We start from the raw sequence: 21,744 nt of genomic DNA, 5'->3' as shown, positions 1-21,744 counted from the left end.
CTCTTCACGAGGTGATGGTTGGAATGTATCGGCGGTGTATGTGGGCGGGTGAGAATTCTGCATGCCTCGGCAACGGCCGGCGGATGGGGGAGCACGGCCATGGGGGAGATCGCGGTGGAGCGCCGGACTGTCGAGTGGGTCTCGAACCCGCGGGACACGGAGTCCGCGCTGAGTTGGCAGCTGGAGCGGGTGGGGTCCGCGGCCTGGCAGGACTGGTCGCTGAAGTTCCAGCGCATGGCGTTCGGATACGCGCAGGACAGCGGCTGGCACGATCCGGCCGACGCCCTGCGCTGGCTCGACCATCACGCCCTGTTGCACGAAGGGGCGGTGCCACGGGGGGCACTGGTCTGGTACCAGGCGGCGGACCGGATCCGGGTGGCGTGTTCACTCGGGTCCGGCCAGGTGGTCGGCCCGCTACCGGGCGGTCAGGTCGGCGTAGCGGAGCTGAGCGAGCTCAGCACCGACTACGTCTGGTCAGACGCCCACTTCCCGTTCGCCCACTGAGTTCCGCCCGCGGCGCCTGGCCAGCAGGTACTCGATCAGCATCGGCACCAGCGAGATCAGCACCAGCAGGACCAGGGCCGGCTCGAGGTGGTCGTGGATGAACTTCACCTTGCCCAGGGCGTGCCCGAGCAACGTGATGCCGGTGGCCCACAGGACCGCGCCGATGCCGGTCCAGAGGAAGAACTTGCGCGGGTCCATCCGGCCGGCACCGGCCACGATCGTGATGAACGTGCGCACGATCGGCACGAACCGGGCCAGCACCAGCGCCCGCGGACCGTACCGCTCGAAGAAGTCGTGCGTCTGCTCGATGTACTTCGGTTTCAGGAACTTCGCGTCCGGGTTCCGGAACAACGACGTCCCGAGCGCCCGGCCGATGTAGTAGCCGGACACGTTGCCGAGGAACGCGGAGACGGTCAGGATCACGCAGGCCAGCCACAGCGGCACGTCGATGGCGCCCCGGGCGATGAACAGCCCGACCGCGAACAGCAGCGAGTCACCGGGCAGGATCGGGAACAGCAACCCGCATTCGATGAAGACGACCGCGGCCGTGCCCCAGAGTGACCAGTCACCCAGCCAGTTCAGCAGGTATTCCGGGTCCATCCAGTTCGGCATCAGCATCGCGATCTGTAAGAGCACGGCCACAGGGTAGCGTCCCGACCCATGCAGGAAGCCAATCGCGAGAACGCAACCGACCTGATCGGAACCGATCTGGTCGCCGCGCCGGAGGTCGGAGTGGGCCCTTGGCAGGGCGACCTGCCGGACGACCCGCGGCTCGATCCCGAACTGCTCGCGACGGGCGATCGGCGCAACGTGGTGGACAAATACCGCTACTGGCGGCTGGAGGCGATCGTCGAGGATCTCGACGCGCATCGGCACCCGTTCCACGTCGCGATCGAGAACTGGCAGCACGATCTGAACATCGGCTCGGTTGTCCGTACTGCGAACGCCTTCCTCGCCGAGGAGGTGCATATCGTCGGGAACCGGAAGTGGAACCGCCGCGGCGCGATGGTGACGGACCGCTATCAACATGTCCGGCACCATCCCGAACTGGCCGGCCTCGCGGCGTACGCCGAAGAGCGCAAGCTGCCGGTGATCGGGATCGACAACCTGCCCGGCTCGGTCCCGCTGGAGACGTACGACCTGCCGCCGTCGTGCGTCCTGCTGTTCGGCCAGGAAGGCCCCGGGCTGACCGAGGCGGCGCACGCGATCTGCACCGATGTGCTGTCGATCGCCCAGTTCGGTTCCACCCGCTCGATCAACGCCAGCGCGGCGGCGGCCATCGCGATGCACGCCTGGATCCGCCGCCACACCTTCGGTCAAAAGCCCTAGCCCGGGTCCCTAGAGCCGCAGGCACATCCAACGTCATCCACTACCCAACCTGCTGAAGCCGACGTAGGCGGCAGTGTTGTCGGCTGCCTTGCCGGCAATCCAGAGCCGCCCGCCGGTGACGGTCGAGCTGAAGAGGAGGCCTGCTCCGGCTGGGTCTGGCTGCCGGACGAATCCCGTCCCGGTCATCCGCAACAAGTACGGTCCGCGCGGGCTCTCACCGACAGCCACTGGTTGGCCCTTCACCAGGTTGACCGACCAGAGCTCGCCCGAATCAGCAGGTGTCGACACCTCGGACCACACTTTGCCGTTGAAGTGGTAGACGAGCGGACGCCTCCGTAGTACGGGATCTTCTCGATGGCCGACGGCCCAGATGTCGGACGGGCTGACCGCTGCGAGACCGCGCAGATGTACCGCGGGGGACGGACCACCGGGCAGCGCGGCGTCCTTCCAGTGTTGCCCGTCGTAGTGCTTGATCCCGTTCTCGGCAGCGATCCAGACGTTGGTGCGGCTGAGCGGGGCGATGTCGTAGATGAACAGCGATGCGGCGCTGATCGCGTCGTTGACGCCGATCCACCGTTTCCCGTCGTACCGGTAGACGATGCCTTCGCTGGAGCCCTCTGTCGGCCCTGGCCCGCTTCCGGCCGCCCACACCTGACCACCCTGGATGGCGACGGTGTAAAACTCGCTGCCGTCTTCCCTGGCGGGGGTGGGGCCGGCGACCTGCTTCCACGCCTTCCCGTTCCAGTGCTGGACGAGTAGATCTGACCACAGCGCTCCTGGGGCCCACTGGGCGCCAACCGCCCAGGCATCGTCGGCTGTCCTGACGGCGACATCGCCCAGTCGACCGTGGCCGGCCGGCTGAGGCGTTGTCTGCCATTTCCCGTTCACCCAGCGCGCTGCGACTGGCTGGAAGTCGTCCCTGGTGTCGATCGCGCCCACGGTCCAGAGGGCTCCGCCGCCGGTCGAGATGCTGTAGGGAAGTAGCGCGTCCACTCCGGTCGGTGTTTCGTGCCAGTCGTCAGCTGCCGCGAGCGCAGGGCCGGTGGTGAGGATCAACGCGGTGGCGGACAGGCCTGCGGTCAGGGCGAGCTTCATCAGTTGGCTCCAGGGGAGTTGATGGACTGCGGTACGGACGGTTCGGTGACCAGGCGTGGCCGGAACAGGTGTTCGCTCTTGGCAACGAAGGACTGGTCCAGGCGCGGGTGCCAGCGCGTGCTGGTCGCGATCGCCTGCAACTGAGCAAGCGTGATGGCCGGTTGGGCCGGAGCGTTGTTGTAGGCGATCAGGTCGAGGCTGAACCCGTCCTCGCGGCTCAGATTGGCCTGCAGTTGCTGGATGTCCTTCTTGCCTTGACCACCGCCCACGCTCGCGGTGAGCAGACGAAGCTTCGATCCGTCCGGAAGGCGAACCACCTTGCAGCCGGCTTCGTACGCGGCACACGAGTAGGGGACCGGGTTCTTGACGATCTCAAGCCGCAGTACGGCGGTGCCGTAGTCGGCCGTCGCGTAGATCCCTCGGACCTTGTTCATGCCGTCGAAGCCCCCGCGCCGGTTGATGGCGAGGTCGGAGTTGGGCAACAACTCGAGCAGTACGGCGAGCGCCGCCTGCGGGGTGATCGGCACCTGCTTCTCGGGGCGGGTCGCGGTGACCGTTGCGGCCGGCGGGATCTTGCCGCCGGCGGGATTGTTCAGCGTCCCGGCGTAGGCGAAGGCTCCGCCCAGCGCGGCGACACAGGCCGCACCCGCGACGATCCGGGTCACCCGCCGCCGGCGTACGAGCTTGGTGCCGTAGGCAACGCTTCCGGTGAGAAGTTGATCGAGATCGACAACGGCGTCATCGGTCTCGGCGTGCAGCCGCTCGCTGAGTTCGGTCTCGAAACCCATCAGGGGTCCTTCCGGTTCCGGGCTCATCGCCCACTCAATTCGCTGATTTCGGTACCGAGCCGCTGCCGCAACTTGCCGAGGGCTCGCTGACTCCTGGTTCGGACCGTGCCGGAGCTGACGCCGAGGATCGTGGCGGTGTCCTCGACGCTGTGGTCCTCCCAGTACCGCAGTACGACGATCGCCCGGTCGCGGCCCGGCAGCTCGGCCAGCGCGCTGAACAGGGTCAGTCGCAAGGCGGTGTCCTCGCCGTGCCGGCCGCTGTCCGGTACTTCGGCGGTCGGTCGCTCCAGCCTCGTCCTGCGCTGGGAAGCGACGTAGGTGCGAACCATCACCGTGCGGCTGTAGGCGACCGGGTTGTCGGCCCGGCTGACCTTGGACCAGGAGGCGTAGAGCTTGCCGAGCGTGGTCTGGGTCAGGTCCTCGGCCGCATGGCGGTCACCGGCCAGCAGGTACGCCATCCGGAACAGCTGAGTACCGCGCGCGGCGGCGAATTCGCTGAACTCCTCGAGATCGGCACTCACGATCACCCTTCCGTCGCCGAACTGCTGTCGAAGGGGTAAGAGTCCGCGGTGCGCGGTCTTGTTGCAGCCGGTGCCGGAAAAGTTGCCGGCTCAGGGGCCGTAACCCCGAGGGGTTGAGCTCCGTTGGAGCAGCTAGGTACGAAGGATTGGGGAGTTCTTCGAGCTGTGAGGCAGTTGAGGCAACTTTTCCCAAATGGGGGCAATCCATGAGTTCGAATCTGCATGTCCGCCGTGCGTCGGAATTCGACGAGATCCCGCAGGTCGCCTACGCGCGCCCAGCATCCATCGAGCAGCTCCAGGAGATCTGGGGCGCACTCGTCCACGAGGTCGCCACCGTCCAGGCCATCTCCACCGCCGCCGCCACGGCCCGCACCGACGAGTCCCGCCTCGCCTACCTGAAACTCCTGGAAGCCGAAACCGCCGAAATGGTGGCCCTGGTAGAAGAGGCCCACCCCGCCTTCCTCAACGCCGCTAGCTGACACACACCTGCGCGCGCCCCGTGGTTCAGGGGTCCTCCGCGGGGGCGGGGGAGCAGCGACGCAGGGGCGGCGTGGGCGGATGACTACTGTGGTGTTCTCGTTCGGGAGGAGCTGGGATGCCGCTGTGGGCTGATCATGCGATCTGGTGGCAGGTGTATCCGTTGGGGTTCGTAGGGGCGGAGAAGACTGCGCCTCCCGGCCGGCGGATCGTGCATCGCCTGCCGCGTGTGGAGAACTGGCTCGACTACGCGATCGAGCTCGGTTGCTCCGGCCTGCTGCTCGGTCCGATCTTCGAGTCGGAGACGCACGGGTACGACACGGTCGACCACTTCCAGATCGATCCCCGGCTGGGTGATTACGCCGACTTCGACCGGCTCGTCGCGGCGGCCAAGGCGCGAGGCCTCCGGGTCGTTCTGGACGGCGTGTTCAACCACGTCGCGAGATCGTTCGCGGCGAAGCCGGAGTGGTTCCGCCGCCACCCCGATGGCGCACAGGTCTACTTCGAGGGCCATGAGCACCTGCTGGTCCTCAACCACGACCTGCCTGAGGTCCGCGAGTACGTCGCCGACGTGATGTGCCACTGGCTCGAGCGCGGTATCGACGGCTGGCGTCTCGACGCGGCGTACGCCGTAGCGCCGGAGTTCTGGGCGGGCGTGCTGGCGCAGGTGCGTGAGCGCTACCCCGAGGCTTGGTTCGTCGGTGAGCTGATCCACGGCGACTACGCAGGCTATGCCGCGACGAGCACGCTCGACTCGGTTACGCAGTACGAGCTGTGGAAGGCGATCTGGAGTTCGCTGAACGACGGCAACTTCTTCGAGCTCGCCTACGCGCTGGAGCGGCACCAGGCGGTGGTCGACCCGATGGTGCCGCAGACGTTCGTCGGCAACCACGACGTCACCCGGATCGCCACGAAACTCGACGACGAGCGGCATCTCGGGCACGCGCTCGCGATCCTGTTCGGTGTCGCCGGCATCCCGAGCATCTACTACGGCGACGAGCAGGCGATGACCGGACTCAAGGAGGACCGGGTCGGTGGCGACGACGCCATCCGGCCGGAGTTCCCGGAGAAGCCGGATCAGCTCGCCGACGCCGACTGGACGACGTACCGGCTGCACCAGCGACTGATCGGCGTACGGCGTCGCAACGCGTGGCTGACACGGTCGCGGACGAAGGTGGTTCACCTGACGAACAAGGCGCTCGCGCTGCGATCTGGTGACGCACGCGGCCAGCTACTGCTCCTCCTGAACGTCGGCGACGAGGCCTACCACTTCCCGGTCGAAGTGGCAGGCCTCGTGATCGCTGCCCAACCAGATCATTCGCCGCTACCGGAGGAGCCGTTACTGGTCGCTCCGCACAGCTGGCGCATCCTGACGTCGCCCTAGCAGTCGTTCGAAGGCCTCTGTCAGGGCAGTGGTCGGATCCGCGTCGACAGCGCTTGCCCGGTAGGCGATATGAGCATCAGGCCGTACTACGAGGCACCCGGTGTCCGTGATCTCGCGAAGCCGGGCCCAGTCGCCGTACAGGTCCTCCAGGTCGCGGCCGGGACCGATCACGAAGGGCTCGATCCCCACGCCCAGCCGTTCGGAGACGAGTTCCGCGGCTTTGACCCAGGCGTCACCGCCGATCCCGCTGAGCAAGGTGAAACGGCCCTTGCCGACGACGTCGAGCGTGCTCACGGTCTCGGTCCCGCGGGTCAGCCAGCAGTGCGGGATGCGTGCGCCGGGCCAGGTCGTCGGGTGGTAATAGAGCTCGGGATCCCTGTCGTACAAGGGTTCCGGCGTACCGTCCGGAACCACTGCCGCCGATCGATAGCGCTGCCCGAGCTCGACGCCGTGCGCGTTGAACTCGTAGTCCTTGAGCTTGATCGCCTCCCGGAGTTCCTCGCGCTGGGCGGCACCCTCGGCCGTGTCGTCCTTGCGCGAATCGATCGTCCGCCCGGCCGGCGCGTCGGGCGTCATCCCGAGCGCCCGGAAGATCTGACCGAATTGGGTGCGGCTCTTGTTCGCCCGATCGACGATCTGCTTGGCGATCGGCGCCCGCTCTGCGTCGTACGTGTCGAGCAGTTGAGGCGCGGCCTGACCTTTGAGGACCAGCGCCAGCTTCCAGGCGAGGTTGTAGGCGTCCTGGATCGAGGTGTTCGAGCCGAGCCCGTTGCTCGGTGGGTGCCGGTGGATCGCGTCGCCCATGCAGAACACGCGGCCGGCCGACGTCTGCTCGGCGTACATGTGGTTGACGCTCCAGACCGACGTGCCCTTGAGCTTGACGTCGATGCTGTCGTCGCCGACCAGGTTGTGCACGATCTCCGTCGCCATCGCCTCATCGACCACAGGCGCGGGCTGGTTGATGTCGTAGCCCCAGACGACCAGCCACTCGTTCCACGGCCGGACCATCCGGACCAGGCCGGCGCCGATCCCGCCGATCTGGGCGCCCGGCTGGAGCACCCAGTAGAGCACGCTCGGCCGATGCGCGACGTACTTCGACAGGTCCGCCTCGAAGACGATGTTCACCGACCCTTCGAGGTCCATCGCGCCCGCCATCGGCAATCCGATGTCTTGGGCAACTTTGCTCCGCCCGCCGTCAGCGCCGATCAGGTACTTCGCCCGGATCTCGTACTCCGAACCGCTCAGCCGGTCCCGGACTCTCGCGGTGACGCCGTCCGCGTCCTGCGTCAGCGACAAGTACTCCGTGTCGAAGCGGATCCGGGCGCCGCGAGCCGCCGCCGTACTGACCAGGATCGGCTCGAAAAGCGTCTGCGGGAGATCGCACGGCAACGTCGGCGACGCCTCGGTGTAGTCGGCGAGGCGTTGCGGATGCGTTCCCCAGGTACGGATCCGGCCGATCTCCTCACCGGCGAGGCTGGTGCAGAAGGCGGTCTGGCCCATCAGTTCGTGCGAGGTCCCCTTGCCGGTGATCTCGTCCTCGATGCCCATGTCGCGCATCAGTTCGACCGTGCGCTGGTTGGTGATGTGGGCGCGCGGGGTGTTCGCCGTCCAGCGGTAGCGAGTCAGTACGACGTTGTCGACGCCGTAGCTGGACAGGAAGAGCGAGGCGGCCCCACCCGCCGGGCCACTGCCGATGATCAGGACATCGGTCTCGAATCCCTCGGTCATAGCGCGTGCGTCTCCTCGGTGGTCGCGAGCACCAGGTCGTACTGGACTGTGCTGTAAGGCTGCTGGAGCTCGCGGCCGTCCGGAGCGGTCCCGGCCGGATGCTCGGTGAACTCGGCGATCAGCGAGTCCTTCACGCCGAACACGGCGTCGTCGTGTAGATGCTCGTCTCCGGCCGCGAAGACATGCGTGATCAGCCGGGAGAAGCCGGGCGCGGTGACCATGAAGTGGATGTGCGCCGGCCGCATCGGCCCACGGCCACCGGCCCGGAGCAACTCGCCGACCGGCCCGTCGTCGGGAATCGGATAGGCCACCGGGCGGACGGCCCAGAACGAGTAGTTGCCGTCGGCATCCGTTGTCAGGTGACCACGGTTCTGCGGCCCGTCGGTGTCCTTCTGTACGTCGTAGAAGCCGTCTTCGTCGGCCTGCCAGGTCTCCACCAGCGCACCCGCGATCGGCTGCCCCTTGGTGTCCAGGACTCGCCCGCTCACCAGACACGGTTGTCCGGGAGCCCCGTTGGACAAGTCGCCGCCGAGCTCGATCTCCGGCGAACCTTCGACGAAGAACGGCCCGAAGACGGTCGACTCGGTGACGCCCGGAGGAGTGCGGTTGGCGAGTCCGACGGTCAGCATCGACAGGCCCAGCACATCGGACAACAGGACGAACTCCTGCCGGGTGCCGGTCGACTTGTGTCCGGTTCGGGTGAGAAAGTCGATGCCCTTGAACCATTCCTCCTCGGTCAGGTCGACTTCCCGGGCGAACGCGTGCAGGTGCCGGACCAGCGCGCCCATCACGGCCTTCGTGCGGTCGTCAGGGCTGCCCTCGAAGCTCGCCACCACCGTGTCGGTCAGGTCTTTGCCTTCCAGGTCCATCCGGTTGCTCCTATGCCTCGATGACCATCGCGAGGCCTTGGCCGACACCGATGCACAGCGTCGCCAGGCCGTAGCCGCCACCACGCCGGCGCAACTCGTGCGCGAGCGTGGTCAGAATCCTGGTACCGGAGCTGCCGAGGGGATGCCCCAGCGCGATTGCTCCGCCGTTCACGTTCACCTTGCCGCGGTCCAGCTCGGGCCATTCCCCCAAGCAGGCAAGGCTTTGCGCCGCGTACGCCTCGTTCAGCTCGACGAGCGTCAGGTCGTTCCAGCCGATCCCGGCCTTCGCCAGTGCCTTGCGCGACGCCTCGACCGGACCGATCCCGAAGTACTGCGGTTCGACCGCGTGCACCGCCCGGCTGACGATGCGCGCCAGCGGTGCGATTCCGAGCCCTTGTGCGGTTGTCTCATCGGCAATCAGTACTGCGGAAGCGCCGTCGTTCAGTGTCGACGAGTTTCCGGCCGTCACCGTGCCGCCCTCTTTGAACGCCGGCCGGAGCTTCGCCATCACCTCAGGGGTGCCGCCGTCGCGGATGGATTCGTCTCGCTGCAACGGGGCACTCTTGGGAGGAAGGATGGGTGCCAGGTGCTCCCACGGAACGACCTCGTCGTCGAATCGGCCTGCTGCCCACGCCTTTCCAGCCTTCTCATGACTCTCCAGTGCGAAGAGATCCTGCGCTTCGCGTTCGACGTGGTAGCGCTCAGCCAGGAGTTCCGTCGCCTCGCCGAGGGAGATCGTCCACTCCCTCGGCATCCGCGGGTTGACCAGCCGCCAGCCGAGCGAGGTCGACTCCGCGGTCATGCTGCCGTGGGGGAAGGCTTTGTCAGGCTTGGGAAGGACCCAGGGTGCGCGGCTCATCGACTCCACGCCGCCGGCGATCACCAGGTTCGCGTCGCCGGTCTCGATCGCGCGGGCCGCCTGGATCGCGGCTTCGAGACCGGATCCGCAGAGCCGGTTGACCGTCGTACCGGGAGTGCTCGTCGGGAAGCCGGCCAGCAGGGCTGCCATCCGAGCGACATCGCGATTCTCTTCACCGGCGCCGTTCGCGTTGCCGAGGAAGATGTCCTCGACCATCTCTGGATCGAGCCCGGGGTTGCGGCGAAGGAGCTCCTGCAGCGTCACGGCCGCCAGATCGTCCGGCCGCCCACCGGACAACGCGCCGCCGAGCTTGCCGACGGGTGTCCGTACCGCGTCCAGCAAGTAAGCGGATCTCATCGGGAGACTCCTTCAGGTTTGCTGCCGTTCCAAGCGCGGAGGAGTATGTCGGCGACAACTTTCTTCTCCTCCTCGGGATGGGCCGCTGCAAACTTGTCAGCTGCCTCGCTGGCCTGGGCTTCGGTCAATCCAAGCTCTTTCAGGCTGATCGGCACGTGCGCCTCGGTGAACAGGTCGAAGAGTCCGGTTGCCAGGTCGTCGGTCTGCAGAGCTGCTTCGAGTCTTTGCTTTGCCCGTCCGGTCGCCTTGTATCGCGAGACCTGCGGAAGGACAGCGGCATGCGTCTCCGCATGCGGCAGGTTGTAGGCGCCGCCGAGCAAGTGGCAGAGCTTGTGGTGGATCCCGGTGCCCGCACTCGCCAACGCCGAGCCGGCCAGCGAAGCGCCGTACAGAAGGTTGCTGCGGGCATCTAAGTCGGTGGGGTTGGTGAGGACGGTTTGCAGACCGTCGCGTAGTGCCCGGACTCCTTCTACTGCGATGACTTCGGTGATCGGGTCGGCCTTGGCAGTCCAGGTCGCTTCGACGCAGTGGGCCAACGCGTTGGCAACGCTGGCGGCGGTGATGTCCAGGGGGAGTTGCCTGCTCAGCAACGGATCGTAGACAACAGTCTTCGGCAGTACTGCGAGGTCGGTGCCCGTCGTCTTGTCGCCGTCGGCCGTCTGGCCCCAGACCGGTGTCATTTCGGAACCCGCGTACGTGGTCGGGATCGCGATGATCGGGAGGTGTGAGGTGAGCGCGATCGCCTTCGCCAGGCCGATCGCCGAACCACCGCCGATCGCGACGATACCGGTTGCATCGACCTCTCTGGCCTTGGCGCGAGCCGCCTCGGCTCGTTCCATCGGGACGTGCTGCTTCACTCCGTCGATGCGGCCGGCGAACCGGTCCTGCAAGGCGAGCTCGAGCAAATCCGCCTCGTTGCGCACCGAGTTGGTGGCGATCAGCAGCACTTTGGTGATCTCGAGCAGGTCCACTTCGTTCGGGACGCTGTCCAACGTGCCGGGGCCGAGCACGATCCGGCTCGGCAGTCCGACGTGTACGAAAGGCTCAGGCATCAGCGGTCTCCCGGTTACGGAGGCTGCGCAAAGCGGCCAACTCGGTCGCGGTCGGTGGCGGGACTTCTTCGATGCTCTCGGCAACCTTCAGGTCCCAGCCGGTCGCCTTGCGAGCATCCTCGACAGTGACACCTTGATGCAGCCGCGTCATCGTCAACTCATTGGTCCCGGGATCCGGCTCCAGTACGCCGAAGTCGGTGATCACCAACGTCGGCCCAGCACCCATCGCCCCAGCACCGGTCGGCCCAGCACCCATCGACCCGGCGCCGGTCCGGCCAGCGCCCATCGCCCCAGCGGCGGTCGGGCCAGCGCCCATCGGCCCAGCACCGGTCGACCCGACGGCGGTCCGGCCAGCGCTCATCGGCCCAGCACCGGTCGGCCCAGCGCCCGTCGCCCCAACACCGGTCGGCCCAGCACCCATCGGCCCAGCACCGGTCGGCTCGGCGTCGGTTGGCTCGGTGGTTCGGTCGGGGGCGCTGCGGGTGCGGCGCTCGCGGCCGGTGGGGCCGTAGCCGACGGACGTGATGAAGTCGAGCTGCTCGACGAACGTGCGGGGCGACTGCTTCACGATCACGATCACCCGGCCGGCCGCGGCCGCGATCTCCGGCGCGCCACCCGCACCGGGCAGCCTCGTCGTCGGATCGGCATGGCTGCCGATGACCGTGGTGTTGATGTTGCCGAACCGGTCGATCTGCGCGGCCCCGAGGAACCCGACGTCGATCCGCCCGGCACCGACCCAGAAGTTGAACATCTCCGGTACCGACACCACCGCGATCGCCGTCGCCGCCAGATCGTCGTCCCCGATCGACAACGGCAACCGCCTCGGCTTCGCGTCGATCGCGCCGGACTCGTACACCAGCCGGCAGTTCGGCGCGTGCGTCCGCCGAGCGAGATTCGCCGCCAGGTTGGGCGGCCCGACCCCGACCAAACAGACGTCGCCGTTCTTGAGCTCACGTGCCGCGGCGACATTCATCATGTCGGCGCTGTCCCAGTCAGACATGCGAGTTCTCCTTCTGCGGTGGAAGCCCGTTGGCGGCAGCCCATTCCAGAAAGGCTTCGCGATCGCGGGAGATCTTGTCCCACTCCAGATAGAAATCGTTGTCGCGAACCGAGTAACCGGCCGCATACGAAGGCCAAGCGCCATTCGATACCACGCAAACAGCAGCCAGCACCCAGTTCGGCAGAATCACCGCGCCCGTGTGCTCCGGGAACTCGTCGACCACTTCTTCGACCGTGACGATCGCCCGCTTGGCCGCCAACACGGCTTCTCGCTGCACCCCGGTGATTCCCCACAGCATCACGTTGCCGTCGCGGTCCGCGAGCTGCGCGTGGATCACCGTGACGTCCGGGTTCACAGCCCGTACGGCGGCCAGCTCCTCTCCGGTGAACGGACAGGTGACCCGCGAGATGATGTCGCGCTGCTCCTCGAGATCCGTGCCGCGGTAGCCACGCAGTACGGCGAACGGTAGGCGGGCGGCTCCGGCGGAGTACGCGTTGGCGAGCCCGGCATGGCTGTGCTCGTGTATTGCGAGTCGGTGCGGCCAGTGGTTCTCCACTGCGTCGCGAAGCCGGTGTAGCGAGCCGACGCCCGGGTTGCCGCCGTACGAGAACACCAGCTGGTCAGCGACGCCCAGGCCGATCAGCTGGTCATACACGAGGTCCGGCGTCATCCGCACGAGCGTCAGCTGCCTGCGCCCCTGCCGCGCGATCTCGTGGGCAGCAGCGAAGGGGATCAGATGCGTGAAGCCCTCGAGCGCGACGGTGTCGCCGTCGTGCACATGCTCGGCAATGGCATCAGCCAGCGGAACTGTCATAGCTGGACGCGGCTCCCTGTTCTCGGTTACCGTCTGAGTAGATTTCGCTCAGCGAAAAGTTTTTCTTTCAACGAAAAGAGCGTAGCTGATGGCCGGTGAGGCGTCTACGGGGACTTTTCTGCAGGGGCTGGAGCGCGGGCTGGCGGTGATCCGGGCGTTCTCCGCGGATGCGCCGTCGCTGACGCTGAGCGAGGTGGCCCGCGATGTGGGCATCACCCCGGCCACAGCCCGACGGATCTTGCTGACTCTTGAGGAGCTCGGCTATGTGCGCAGTGACGGGCGGCGGTTCTCGCTGACGCCGCGAGTGCTGGCGCTGGGCTGGGCGTACCTGTCCTCGCTGGACCTCGGCGACATCGCCGGCCCGTTCATGGAGGAGCTGAGCGCCAAGACGCGGGAGTCGTGCTCGATAGCGACGCTGGACCTGCCCGACATCGTCTACGTCGCCCGGGTGCCCACCAGCCGGATCATGACGGTCGCGCTCGGCGTGGGGGCGCGCCTCCCGGCGTACGCGACTTCGATGGGGCGCGTGCTGCTCGCGGGACTGCCGGAGGAGGAACTGTCGGCATACCTGGAGTCACTGGACGCCGAGGCACATACAGAGCACACGGTGACGTCGACAGACGCGCTACGTGAAGTGGTGACTCGCGCTGGTGCGGACGGGTACGCGCTGGTCGATCAGGAGCTGGAGCTAGGGCTGCGGTCGATCGCAGTACCGATCAAGGACTCCCGCGGCCGACCGGTGGCTGCCCTGAACGTCTCGGCCCACGCGTCCCGAACATCAAAGGCAGCCCTGCGCTCCGACGTACTGGAGCCTCTACGAGACTGCGCGGAAAGCATCAGTACTGCGTTGCGCCGCCGCGGCCGAATCTGACCGCGGCGACGCGCTGCTGGTCGCCAGCGGTCAGCCGAGGCCGGTCGACGTGATCCAGCCGTCACGGCACGGCGGCGGGACATACCTGCGACTGAATGGCAAAAGCTGCAAGTATCCCTGTATCCATCGACTCTCGGTAATCGACTGCCTACGTTGCCTGCATGGCGAGCAAACGATTGTTCACCACGATGACCCTGTCCGCCCTCGTGATCGCCGGCCTCGCCTCGACCACCGCCAGCGCCGCCGAAGCACCCGACTCGGGCGCGCCGCGCAGCGTCGCGCCCTCGGCACCTCCAGTCGTCGGACTGCGGACGACCGGTCCGTCGGCCTCACCAGCAGCAGCTGAGGACTGCCCGGCAGGCTGGTTCTGCGCTTTCGCCGAGATCAACTACCGCAAGGGCTGGCTCGGAGGCACTACCCGCGGTGTCTGCTACACGCCCTTCAACCCGGGCCGCAAATCGATCGTCAACCACACGAACTTCTACGTCACGGTCTACAACGGCGAAGGATGCACAGGTGGCTGGCGGCAGTTTGCGCCGGGCGAACGCTCCCCGGGGGAAAGCATCCGCAGCGTGCGTACCGTCTGACTTTCCTGGGGTGACGGAGGTCCCGGGGGTCTTCTGCGATCATCTTTCGCCCTGATCAGCTACCTGACTGCCAGCCTGTCCGGCATCCTCGATGCCCAGCAGGCCTAGGACACCCAGAAAGCAAAGCGCCCGCCACCTCGAACTTCAGGTGGCGGGCGCCTGTACTGCGGGCGCCGCTCGCGTCTGGTGAGCGCGGGCTTTGCGGCGTTGCCGACGAGGGGTCAGTCGGTTTGGGTGACCTTGCGGAGGCCTCGGGGGGCGTCGGGGTCGAGGCCGAGTTTGCGGGCCAGGGCCTCGATCGCGCGCTGGGCCGGGATGACGAGGGCGAGGGGGGACAGGGTCTCCGGGAGGTCCGGGCCGGCCAGGTTGACGTCGCAGCGGGAGGCGAAGGTCGCGTCGCCGCCGATGCCGAGGATCTTGCTGCCCTTCTCTCGCACGATCGCGGCCAGCTCGGTCATCCCCGGCAGGGCGGGGCCGTCGGCGGCCGCGACGAGGATGGTGACCAGGTCCGCGTCGACGACGGCGATCGGGCCGTGCTTGAGGTCCGCGTACGAGAGTCCGCGGACCGGCTGCAGGCAGGTCTCCTCGAGCTTGAGGGCCACCTCGAGCGTCGTACCGAAGGTGAGGCCGCGTCCGCTGGACAGTACGTCGTGCGCACCGGCGAGCAGGTCGGCGGCGGCTTCGACGGAGCCCTCGAGCATCTTCGCGGCCGCGTCGGGGACCCGGGCGATGTCCGCGTCGAGCGTGCCGGGCTTCTGCGCCAGCGCGTCGACCGCGACGGTGATCGCGGCCAGTTGCGTGGTGTAGGTCTTGGTCGCCGGGACCGCGAGTTCCTTGCCGGCCTGGGTGATGAGCGCGACATCGGCGGTCGAAGCCAGCGGGCTGTCGCCGTCGTTGGTGATGCCGACGATCGCGGCGCCGTTGCGCTTGGCCCACTCGGCGGTGTCGACGATCTCCTGAGTGGCGCCGGACTGGCTGACCGCTACGACCAAGGAGTTCGACAGGTCGAGGTTGGCGCCGTACAGGGTGGCGACCGACGGCGCGGCCAGCGACGCTTGCCGGCCGGCGTGGATCTCGGTCAGGTACCGCCCGTAGACGCCCGCGTTGTCGGACGACCCGCGGGCCACGAAGATCACGTGCCGACGCCCCGCGGCCAGCCGCGTGACGTCGTGCCGCAACGGCAGCAGGGCCTCGAAGGTCGCGGCCAGCGCGGCGGGCTGTTCGGCGATCTCGCGGGCCATCTGGGTTGCCGGGGCGGGGACGGGCGTTGACACCACAACGATCACTGGTCCTATCTGGTCTTAACAGGTATGATGCGCACGATAGCAGTGAGCGGCGTACCGGGGCACCCCCTGCGTGGCCGCCCAGGTCTGGAGGATCGAGATTCGATGGTGGCTACCAAGCGGGCCCAGGTCCGATCGGTGCTCGAGCGGCTGATCGACGTCGAGCTGCACCCGGGTGACCCGATCCCTTCCGAGCGTGCCCTGGTGGACAAACTGAACGTCTCCCGGGTCACCGTCCGGCAGGCGATCAGCGACCTGGTCGAGTCCGGCGCGCTGGAGCGGGTGCACGGCAAGGGCACCTTCGTCACCGGTCCTCAGGTCGACTCGCAGCTGCACCTCACCTCGTTCTCCCGGGAGATGCGGGCCCGCGGGCTCGAGCCGGGCACCGTGGTGCTGTCGGCCACCGAGATCGAGGCCTCCGACGAGACGGCCAAGGGGCTGCGCGTCCCGAAGGGCACCAAGGTGATCCGGGTCGAGCGGCTGCGCACCGCGGACGCCTCGCCGATGGCCTACGAGATCGGCTACTACCCGTCCGCGCTCTTCCCCGGCCTGCTCGGCCGAGAGCTCGGCACCCTGTACGACGTCTTCGCCAGCGAGTACGACGTCGTCGTCACGTCGGGTGAGCAGACCGTCCGGGCGGACAACGCCGACGGTCATGTCGCCCGGGTCCTCGGCGTGGCCAGGCGGGCACCCCTGCTGGTCCTCGAGCGCACCACCTTCGCCGGCCGCAAGGTCGTCGAACTGTCCTGGTCGGCCTACCGGGCCGACCGTTATCGGCTGCACATGGCCCTGACGCCGCGTGGCCCGCGGACCGGATCGGCCTGAGTCCCGGTGCCGGTGACGCAACACGGCCGACCCGGCGCCGCAACGAACTGGATCAGTCCTCTTCATGAACTGGTCTCTTAGCCTGCTGTTCGCTCCCCGGCTACCTGGCCGGCCCGGCAAGGAGGCCGCCGCGTACGACGACGTGCGCGACGGTGATACTGGAGCTCGACCCACACGTTCTTTTGCTGTGAGGAGTACCGCGAGACATGCCTATTGCCACCCCTGAGGTCTACGCCGAGATGCTGGACAAGGCCAAGCAGAACAGCTTCGCCTACCCGGCCATCAACGTCAGCTCGTCGCAGACGCTGACCGCCGCGATCCGCGGTTTCGCCGAGGCGGGCTCGGACGGCATCGTCCAGGTCTCCACCGGCGGCGCGGAGTACCTGTCCGGCTCGACCGTGAAGAACATGGTCACCGGTTCGGTCGCGCTGGCGGCGTACGCGCACGAGGTCGCGAAGAACTACAACGTGAACATCGCGCTGCACACCGACCACTGTCCCAAGGACAAGCTGGACGGCTTCGTCCGGCCGCTGCTGGAGATCTCCGCCGAGCGGGTCGCCCGCGGCGAGAACCCGCTGTTCCAGTCGCACATGTGGGACGGTTCCGCGGTGCCGCTGGCCGAGAACCTCGAGATCGCCAAGGAGCTGCTGGCCAAGGCCGCGGCGGCCAAGATCGTGCTCGAGATCGAGGTGGGCGTCGTCGGTGGTGAGGAGGACGGCGTCGCGAACGAGATCAACGAGAAGCTGTACACCACCGTCGAGGACGGCCTGGCCACGGTCGAGGCGCTCGGCACCGGTGAGCACGGTCGCTACCTGACCGCGCTGACCTTCGGCAACGTGCACGGCGTCTACAAGCCGGGCTCGGTCAAGCTGCGGCCGGAGATCCTCAAGGAGATCCAGGACCAGGTCGGCGCCAAGGTCGGCAAGGAGCGTCCGTTCGACCTCGTCTTCCACGGCGGCTCCGGCTCGACCCTGGAAGAGATCCGGGCCGCGGTCGATCACGGCGTGATCAAGATGAACGTCGACACCGACACGCAGTACGCGTTCTCGCGTCCGGTCGCCGGGCACATGTTCACCAACTACGACGGCGTGCTGAAGATCGACGGCGAGGTCGGCAACAAGAAGGCGTACGACCCGCGTGCCTGGGGCAAGGCCGCCGAGGAGGGCATGGCCAAGCGCGTCGCCGAAGCCTGCGAGAACCTCCGCTCCACCGGCACCTCCCTGCTCGCCTGACCCACGCCGCAACTCCGGAAGCCGCCGAACACTTGGCTCTTCCATCAGAACCTCCGTCGTCACATCGATGGTGATGATCCCGCCGCTGTAGGTGGGAGACACCGCCGGCTCAGATGACCCGCTTGACCGAAGAGCCCGTCACCCCAGGTGGCGGGCTCTTTCCGTGCAACTGCCCGCCAGGGTGCGTCCGGAGGTTGAGGGTGTCTGCGAGGGGCGTGGTGGGTCTGTTGAGTGGCTATGAGCCGAGTGAGGGCTGGCTGTGGGCCGAGTGAGGGCTAGGTGTGGGCTGAGTGTGGGCTCGGTGTGGGCGGTGTGGGCGGTGTGGGCGGGGTGTGGGCTCGGTGTGGGCCGGGTGGGAGCGGCTGCGGACAAGGGGCTGCTCTCCTATCGTCGGGGGATGGCGCCTTTGAAGTCTGCTGTCTGGATTCCGTTGTTCGACGAATTGGCTGATGCGCGCGTGGTCGCCGAGTTGGCGGCGAGTGCTGAAGAAGCGGGCTGGGACGGACTGTTCGTGTGGGATCACGTGCGCTGGGAACGGCCGGTCCGTGCGCTCGCCGATCCGTGGATCGCGCTCACCGCCGCCGCGATGAGGACCGAGACGTTGCGGATTGGGCCGATGGTGACGCCACTGGCCCGGCGGCGACCGGCGATCGTCGCTCGGCAGACGGCGACTCTCGACGTACTGAGTGGAGGGCGGTTGACGCTCGGCGTCGGCATCGGCAGCGATCGGTTCGGTGCGGAGTTCAGCCGTTTCGGCGACGAGGTCGACGATCGCAAACGCGCCGAACTGACCGACGAGTCTCTCACCATCCTGCAAGCGGCGTGGTCGGGAGAGCCTGTCCGTCATCGCACCGACAACTACGTCGTCGACGACGTCGAGTTCCTGCCCAAGCCGGCGCAGGACGCCGGGGTGCCGATCTGGATCGCCGGCTTCCCCGGGAAAGTTCGGCCCCGACGCCGGGCGGCGCGGTACGACGGGTTCTTCCCGGTCAACCTCGTGCATCCGGATCAACTCGCAGAAGCGGTGGAAGGCGTCCAAGAGTTTCGTGCCGACCGCACCGCGCCGTACGACGTGGTGGTCGCGCTGCCGCCGGGGTCGGATCCTCGGCCCTTCGCTGCCGAGGGCGCGACCTGGTGTCTGACCGAGTTCGACCAGAACAACCTCCGGCGCGCGGAGGTCGCCGCAGTAGTTGCCGACGGCCCCTTCTCATGAGTTCGTCCCGGTGCGTCGTCGACCGCAACCCGCCGGCATCGTCGATCCGCGAACCGTCGGCGTCGCCGATCCGCGACCCGTCGGCATTGGCGATCCGCGACCCGTCGGCGTCGTCGATCCGCGATCCGCCGGCGTCGTCGATCCGCGACTCGTCGGCATCGTCGATCCGCGACCTGTCGAACGGTTCGGCGAGCCCGCTGGTTGAGTTCGGCCGGCGTTGGCGGTCAGCCGTGGCTCGCGCAGAGGTGACACCTGCGGGTGTTGAGGTGGCACCTGCGGATGAGGTGGCACCTGCGGGTGTTGAGTTGGCTCCTGCGGGTGTTGAGGTGGCACCTGCGGATGAGGTGGCACTTGCGGGTGTTGAGGTGGCACCTGCGGGTGTTGAGGTGGCACCTGCGGATGAGGTGACATCTGCGGGTGTTGAGGTGGCACCTGCGGGGGCTGAGGTGGCACCTGCGGGGGTGCTGGGGTGGCACCTGCGGGGCTGAGGTGGCACCTGCGGGTGTCTAGGGTTGCCGGATGGGTCTTCGGCGAGTGGCCTCCTGGGGTGTGGGTGGGGCGATCGTGCTCTTGTTGTGGGGCGAGTACGAGCATTGGCGCGCCTCTCGTCGCCGGTTGGCTCCTGCTGCAGTCGGTGGCCAGGGCACTGAAGCTGTTGTGGTGTTGGGGTTTCGGAATCCCGGGGCGCGGATCAACGCGGTGAATCGGTGGCGGGTGCGGGTCGGCCTTCGATCCCGGCGGGCCGAGGGAGCGAGTCGGCTGGTGTTGTGCGGAGGGCCGATCGGCGGCGCCGTTTCCGAGGCTGAGCTGATGGCTCGCTATGCAAGGGAAATTCGCGGCTACCAGGGCGAACTGGCTTTGGACACGACCAGCCGGAGCACCTGGGAGAACATTCAGAACGCCGTCCCGTTGATCGAGGACGCGGCCCGGATCAAGATCGTCTCCCACTCCCTCCATGCCGAGAAGGCGCGCGCCTACCTGCACCGGTTGCGTCCCGACCTCGGAGCCCGGCTGGTCCGCGGCGACGACTATCGCTTCGGCGAATGGATGCTCGCCAAACCGTTCCTCGCCGCCCTCGGCAAACGCAACCTCCGCCGCATCCGGTCGCAAAGCGGGCTCAGCTGGGGAGATCCTCCTGCGTCGGAGTGATGAGTCGGCCGGGCCAGTGTCGGTGGACGCCCGACTTCCGGCGGCGGGTGGGGTCGAAGAGACGGATGCCGGTACGGCGGGTGGCTCGGGTGAAGCTGCTGTGGATGCGGTCCACCACCTCGGTGGGGTTGTCGAGGTCGGCCCAGGAGATCCAGCAGTACTCGAGTGGCTCGGGGTAGGACTCGTAGTCGCTCGGGTCGTGGGCTGAGATCGCATGGTCGGGCAGCTCCTCGGTGTCGTCGTCGGAAACGTAACTGGGAAAGGGAAAGCGGGCCTCGAACTCGATCACCGTCCGCTCGTCGGGAAACCAGAGAGCAGAGGTCTCCCAACCGCCCCCGACCTGTAGGCCGCCGACATCCGAGCCGCCCACCTCCGAGCCGCCGTAGTGCGGTCCGTCGTAGTGCGAGCCGCCGTAGTGCGAGCCGCCGTGGTGGGAGCCGCCGTGGTGCGGGCCGCCGTAGTGCGAGCCGTCGGTGAGTGAGGCATCGGGAACCGAGCCGTCGGCAGGTGGGAAATCGACCGGTGGTGGGCAGGACAGCGGCGTCGGCAGTCCCGCTTCGGACAGGATGAGGCGCAGCCGGGACTCGGCCACCGAAGCAGACCCCATGCCGGCGAGCTCGATCACGCGATGGGCTCGGTGAAAGCCCCGCACCAGTTGGCTTGTCGCGCGCCGCAGACCGGCCGGCGTCACCAACCCGGCGTACAGGGCGGCTTCGGCCAAGGCGACGGCAGGTGCGCGGTCGGCGGCGGCGGCGACCTCGGCGACGGCTCGGGCGGGTGATGCCATCCGCAACTTGTTCCAGGTCAGCACCTGTGGGCCGACCGGGTCGCGGACGTGCCGGTGCACGCCGCCCGCATGACGGCCGGGCCGGCCGTCGCGCGCGGTCACGTGCACCTGGCCGAGGTCGAGCCCCCAGGTCGGAAGGCCGTGCAGGGCTGCGGCCGACTGGTGGCTCGCGGTCAGCCCGGCCTCGCCGTACCGGAGGAGGCGGTAGATCCGCCGGAGGTGGACCATTCGCTCGTCCACCACAGTGAGCACCTGGTGCGGCGCGTAGGTGCCCGGCCGGATCCGGCGCCAGCTACCGGTCTCCAGCAGGGAGTCGATGTCCGGGTCGGGGTAGCCACACGCGCGCGCATCGGCACGGGTGAACACCCCGCCGCGGATGAGAGTCATCACGCTGAGTTGTGGGTTCACACTGGAGAAGATGCAGCGATCGGCCCCGGATCCTGGCCGCTACTTCAAAGCTGTGGACAAGAGGGCATGAAAAAAGCCCGTCATGTCTGTATGACGAGCTCGGCGCGGGTCGGTACCCAAGGTTGCCAGAGGAGCGGCATGTTGGCCTCGGACGGGGTCCGGTTGCCTTTGCGCTCGTTGCACGACGCATGGGCGGCCACCGCATTCAGCCATTCCGTCCGGCCGCCCCTGGATCTGGGTTGGACATGATCCATGGTGTCGGCGTTGTCCAGGCCGCAATAGGCACAGCGGAACCTGTCCCGCCGCAGTACGCCGTGCTTGCTGTACTTCATCCGGCCGGCCGCATAGCGCCAGTGGGTGACCACGTACCGGACGAGGCGGAGTACGCGAGGCACTGGAAAGGGGCCGATGGTCCGTTCGCCGTGCGCCTCTTCGACCACCGCGACCTCGCGGACCAGCATCCGGATGGCGTGCTGGATCGACACGGTGTGCAGCGGCTCGTAAGACGCGTTCAGGACGATGACACTCATCCGATGCCTCCTCTCCGGCCGTAGCTGGGAACCACGGCGGTCTCGACGCAGGGTCTCAAGCATCCGTGGCCGTCCGGTGAAC

At 67.7% G+C, this 21,744-nt stretch carries 24 protein-coding genes; 11 read left to right on the top strand and 13 right to left on the bottom strand.

Annotated elements, in window-relative coordinates:
- Positions 1–99 precede the first annotated feature (99 nt).
- Complete coding sequence (locus DIZ26_RS33555; protein WP_112248563.1) at positions 100–504, top strand: hypothetical protein; 405 nt, start codon at positions 100–102, stop codon at positions 502–504.
- Here DIZ26_RS33555 and DIZ26_RS33550 read toward each other — a convergent pair.
- Complete coding sequence (locus tag DIZ26_RS33550) at positions 475–1,140, bottom strand: DedA family protein (RefSeq protein WP_232828780.1); 666 nt, start codon at positions 1,138–1,140, stop codon at positions 475–477. The two genes, DIZ26_RS33555 and DIZ26_RS33550, sit on opposite strands and share 30 nt — an antisense overlap.
- A gap of 24 nt (positions 1,141–1,164) precedes the next feature.
- Here DIZ26_RS33550 and DIZ26_RS33545 point away from each other — a divergent pair, with 24 nt between their 5' ends.
- Positions 1,165–1,833 carry a TrmH family RNA methyltransferase gene (locus DIZ26_RS33545; RefSeq protein ID WP_112248562.1) on the top strand — a complete coding sequence of 223 codons (669 nt, stop codon included), beginning with the start codon at positions 1,165–1,167 and terminating at the stop codon, positions 1,831–1,833.
- 33 nt (positions 1,834–1,866) lie between these two features.
- On the opposite strand, the gene DIZ26_RS33540 is transcribed toward DIZ26_RS33545, so the two are convergent.
- Genes DIZ26_RS33540 through DIZ26_RS33530 form a run of 3 tightly spaced genes read right to left on the bottom strand, consistent with a single transcriptional unit; the run spans position 1,867 to position 4,237 of the window.
- Positions 1,867–2,928, bottom strand: a complete 1,062-nt coding sequence (locus DIZ26_RS33540) for a beta propeller repeat protein (protein WP_112248561.1) — start codon at positions 2,926–2,928, stop codon at positions 1,867–1,869.
- Positions 2,928–3,716 carry a hypothetical protein gene (locus tag DIZ26_RS33535; RefSeq protein WP_112248560.1) on the bottom strand — a complete coding sequence of 263 codons (789 nt, stop codon included), beginning with the start codon at positions 3,714–3,716 and terminating at the stop codon, positions 2,928–2,930. The genes DIZ26_RS33540 and DIZ26_RS33535 overlap by 1 nt, the downstream gene beginning before the upstream one ends.
- A 23-nt stretch (positions 3,717–3,739) precedes the next feature.
- Entirely contained in the window at positions 3,740–4,237 is a 498-nt protein-coding gene (locus DIZ26_RS33530; protein ID WP_112248747.1) for a SigE family RNA polymerase sigma factor, read from the bottom strand.
- Positions 4,238–4,443: 206 nt separating this feature from the next.
- Here DIZ26_RS33530 and DIZ26_RS33525 point away from each other — a divergent pair, with 206 nt between their 5' ends.
- Both DIZ26_RS33525 and DIZ26_RS33520 read left to right on the top strand, forming a co-directional pair.
- The gene (locus tag DIZ26_RS33525; RefSeq protein WP_112248559.1) at positions 4,444–4,716 is read left to right on the top strand and encodes a hypothetical protein; all 273 of its coding nucleotides are present in this window, start codon (positions 4,444–4,446) and stop codon (positions 4,714–4,716) included.
- 116 nt (positions 4,717–4,832) lie between these two features.
- A complete protein-coding gene (locus DIZ26_RS33520) occupies positions 4,833–6,098 on the top strand; it encodes an alpha-amylase family glycosyl hydrolase (protein WP_112248558.1) in 1,266 nt (421 codons plus the stop codon).
- Here the strand turns inward: DIZ26_RS33520 and DIZ26_RS33515 are convergent.
- From DIZ26_RS33515 to DIZ26_RS33490, 6 genes are read right to left on the bottom strand one after another with little or no spacing between them, the layout of a single operon-like run.
- Positions 6,054–7,826: an FAD-dependent oxidoreductase gene (locus tag DIZ26_RS33515; protein ID WP_112248557.1), complete on the bottom strand. Its 1,773-nt coding sequence runs from the start codon at positions 7,824–7,826 to the stop codon at positions 6,054–6,056. The genes DIZ26_RS33520 and DIZ26_RS33515 overlap by 45 nt on opposite strands.
- On the bottom strand, positions 7,823–8,695 hold the full coding sequence (locus DIZ26_RS33510; protein ID WP_112248556.1) for an intradiol ring-cleavage dioxygenase: 873 nt from the start codon (positions 8,693–8,695) through the stop codon (positions 7,823–7,825). Before DIZ26_RS33510 ends, DIZ26_RS33515 begins: the two co-directional genes overlap by 4 nt.
- Positions 8,696–8,705: 10 nt before the next feature.
- A complete protein-coding gene (locus tag DIZ26_RS33505; protein WP_112248555.1) occupies positions 8,706–9,911 on the bottom strand; it encodes a thiolase family protein in 1,206 nt (401 codons plus the stop codon).
- A complete protein-coding gene (locus DIZ26_RS33500) occupies positions 9,908–10,963 on the bottom strand; it encodes a maleylacetate reductase (RefSeq protein WP_112248554.1) in 1,056 nt (351 codons plus the stop codon). The genes DIZ26_RS33505 and DIZ26_RS33500 overlap by 4 nt, the downstream gene beginning before the upstream one ends.
- A complete protein-coding gene (locus DIZ26_RS39250; RefSeq protein WP_112248553.1) occupies positions 10,956–11,963 on the bottom strand; it encodes a CoA-transferase subunit beta in 1,008 nt (335 codons plus the stop codon). Before DIZ26_RS39250 ends, DIZ26_RS33500 begins: the two co-directional genes overlap by 8 nt.
- On the bottom strand, positions 11,956–12,777 hold the full coding sequence (locus DIZ26_RS33490) for a CoA transferase subunit A (RefSeq protein WP_112248552.1): 822 nt from the start codon (positions 12,775–12,777) through the stop codon (positions 11,956–11,958). Before DIZ26_RS33490 ends, DIZ26_RS39250 begins: the two co-directional genes overlap by 8 nt.
- Positions 12,778–12,865: 88 nt before the next feature.
- Between DIZ26_RS33490 and DIZ26_RS33485 the strand changes: the two genes are divergently transcribed.
- Positions 12,866–13,648: an IclR family transcriptional regulator domain-containing protein gene (locus DIZ26_RS33485; protein ID WP_112248551.1), complete on the top strand. Its 783-nt coding sequence runs from the start codon at positions 12,866–12,868 to the stop codon at positions 13,646–13,648.
- Between the two features lie 161 nt (positions 13,649–13,809).
- On the top strand, positions 13,810–14,235 hold the full coding sequence (locus DIZ26_RS33480; RefSeq protein WP_112248550.1) for a peptidase inhibitor family I36 protein: 426 nt from the start codon (positions 13,810–13,812) through the stop codon (positions 14,233–14,235).
- Positions 14,236–14,456: 221 nt separating this feature from the next.
- Here DIZ26_RS33480 and DIZ26_RS33475 read toward each other — a convergent pair whose 3' ends face one another.
- Positions 14,457–15,509, bottom strand: a complete 1,053-nt coding sequence (locus DIZ26_RS33475; protein WP_232828779.1) for an SIS domain-containing protein — start codon at positions 15,507–15,509, stop codon at positions 14,457–14,459.
- 114 nt (positions 15,510–15,623) lie between these two features.
- Between DIZ26_RS33475 and DIZ26_RS33470 the strand changes: the two genes are divergently transcribed.
- The 5 genes from DIZ26_RS33470 (at position 15,624) to DIZ26_RS33450 (ending at position 19,937) form a co-directional block, all read left to right on the top strand.
- Complete coding sequence (locus tag DIZ26_RS33470) at positions 15,624–16,343, top strand: GntR family transcriptional regulator (protein ID WP_112248548.1); 720 nt, start codon at positions 15,624–15,626, stop codon at positions 16,341–16,343.
- A 206-nt stretch (positions 16,344–16,549) separates the two neighbouring features.
- Positions 16,550–17,575, top strand: a complete 1,026-nt coding sequence (gene fbaA, locus DIZ26_RS33465) for a class II fructose-bisphosphate aldolase (RefSeq protein ID WP_112248547.1) — start codon at positions 16,550–16,552, stop codon at positions 17,573–17,575.
- A gap of 397 nt (positions 17,576–17,972) precedes the next feature.
- Positions 17,973–18,788, top strand: coding sequence for an LLM class flavin-dependent oxidoreductase (locus DIZ26_RS33460; protein ID WP_112248546.1), 816 nt, complete (start codon positions 17,973–17,975; stop codon positions 18,786–18,788).
- A 10-nt stretch (positions 18,789–18,798) separates the two neighbouring features.
- Positions 18,799–18,993, top strand: coding sequence for a hypothetical protein (locus DIZ26_RS33455; RefSeq protein ID WP_112248545.1), 195 nt, complete (start codon positions 18,799–18,801; stop codon positions 18,991–18,993).
- A gap of 314 nt (positions 18,994–19,307) precedes the next feature.
- Positions 19,308–19,937 carry a YdcF family protein gene (locus tag DIZ26_RS33450; protein ID WP_112248544.1) on the top strand — a complete coding sequence of 210 codons (630 nt, stop codon included), beginning with the start codon at positions 19,308–19,310 and terminating at the stop codon, positions 19,935–19,937.
- On the opposite strand, the gene DIZ26_RS38465 is transcribed toward DIZ26_RS33450, so the two are convergent.
- Together DIZ26_RS38465 and DIZ26_RS33435 are read right to left on the bottom strand one after the other, a co-directional pair.
- Complete coding sequence (locus tag DIZ26_RS38465) at positions 19,906–21,111, bottom strand: type IV toxin-antitoxin system AbiEi family antitoxin domain-containing protein (RefSeq protein WP_232828778.1); 1,206 nt, start codon at positions 21,109–21,111, stop codon at positions 19,906–19,908. The two genes, DIZ26_RS33450 and DIZ26_RS38465, sit on opposite strands and share 32 nt — an antisense overlap.
- A gap of 101 nt (positions 21,112–21,212) precedes the next feature.
- Positions 21,213–21,662 (bottom strand): HNH endonuclease, encoded by a 450-nt coding sequence (locus DIZ26_RS33435; RefSeq protein ID WP_112248543.1) that lies wholly within the window; start codon positions 21,660–21,662, stop codon positions 21,213–21,215.
- Positions 21,663–21,744 lie beyond the last annotated feature (82 nt).

The sequence above is a fragment of the Kribbella monticola genome (assembly GCF_003261635.1).
In the GTDB taxonomy this organism is placed as follows: Bacteria; Actinomycetota; Actinomycetes; order Propionibacteriales; family Kribbellaceae; genus Kribbella; species Kribbella monticola.
The sequence above is the reverse complement of the archived record's forward strand: the minus strand, read 5'-3'. Positions and strand labels throughout refer to the sequence as shown.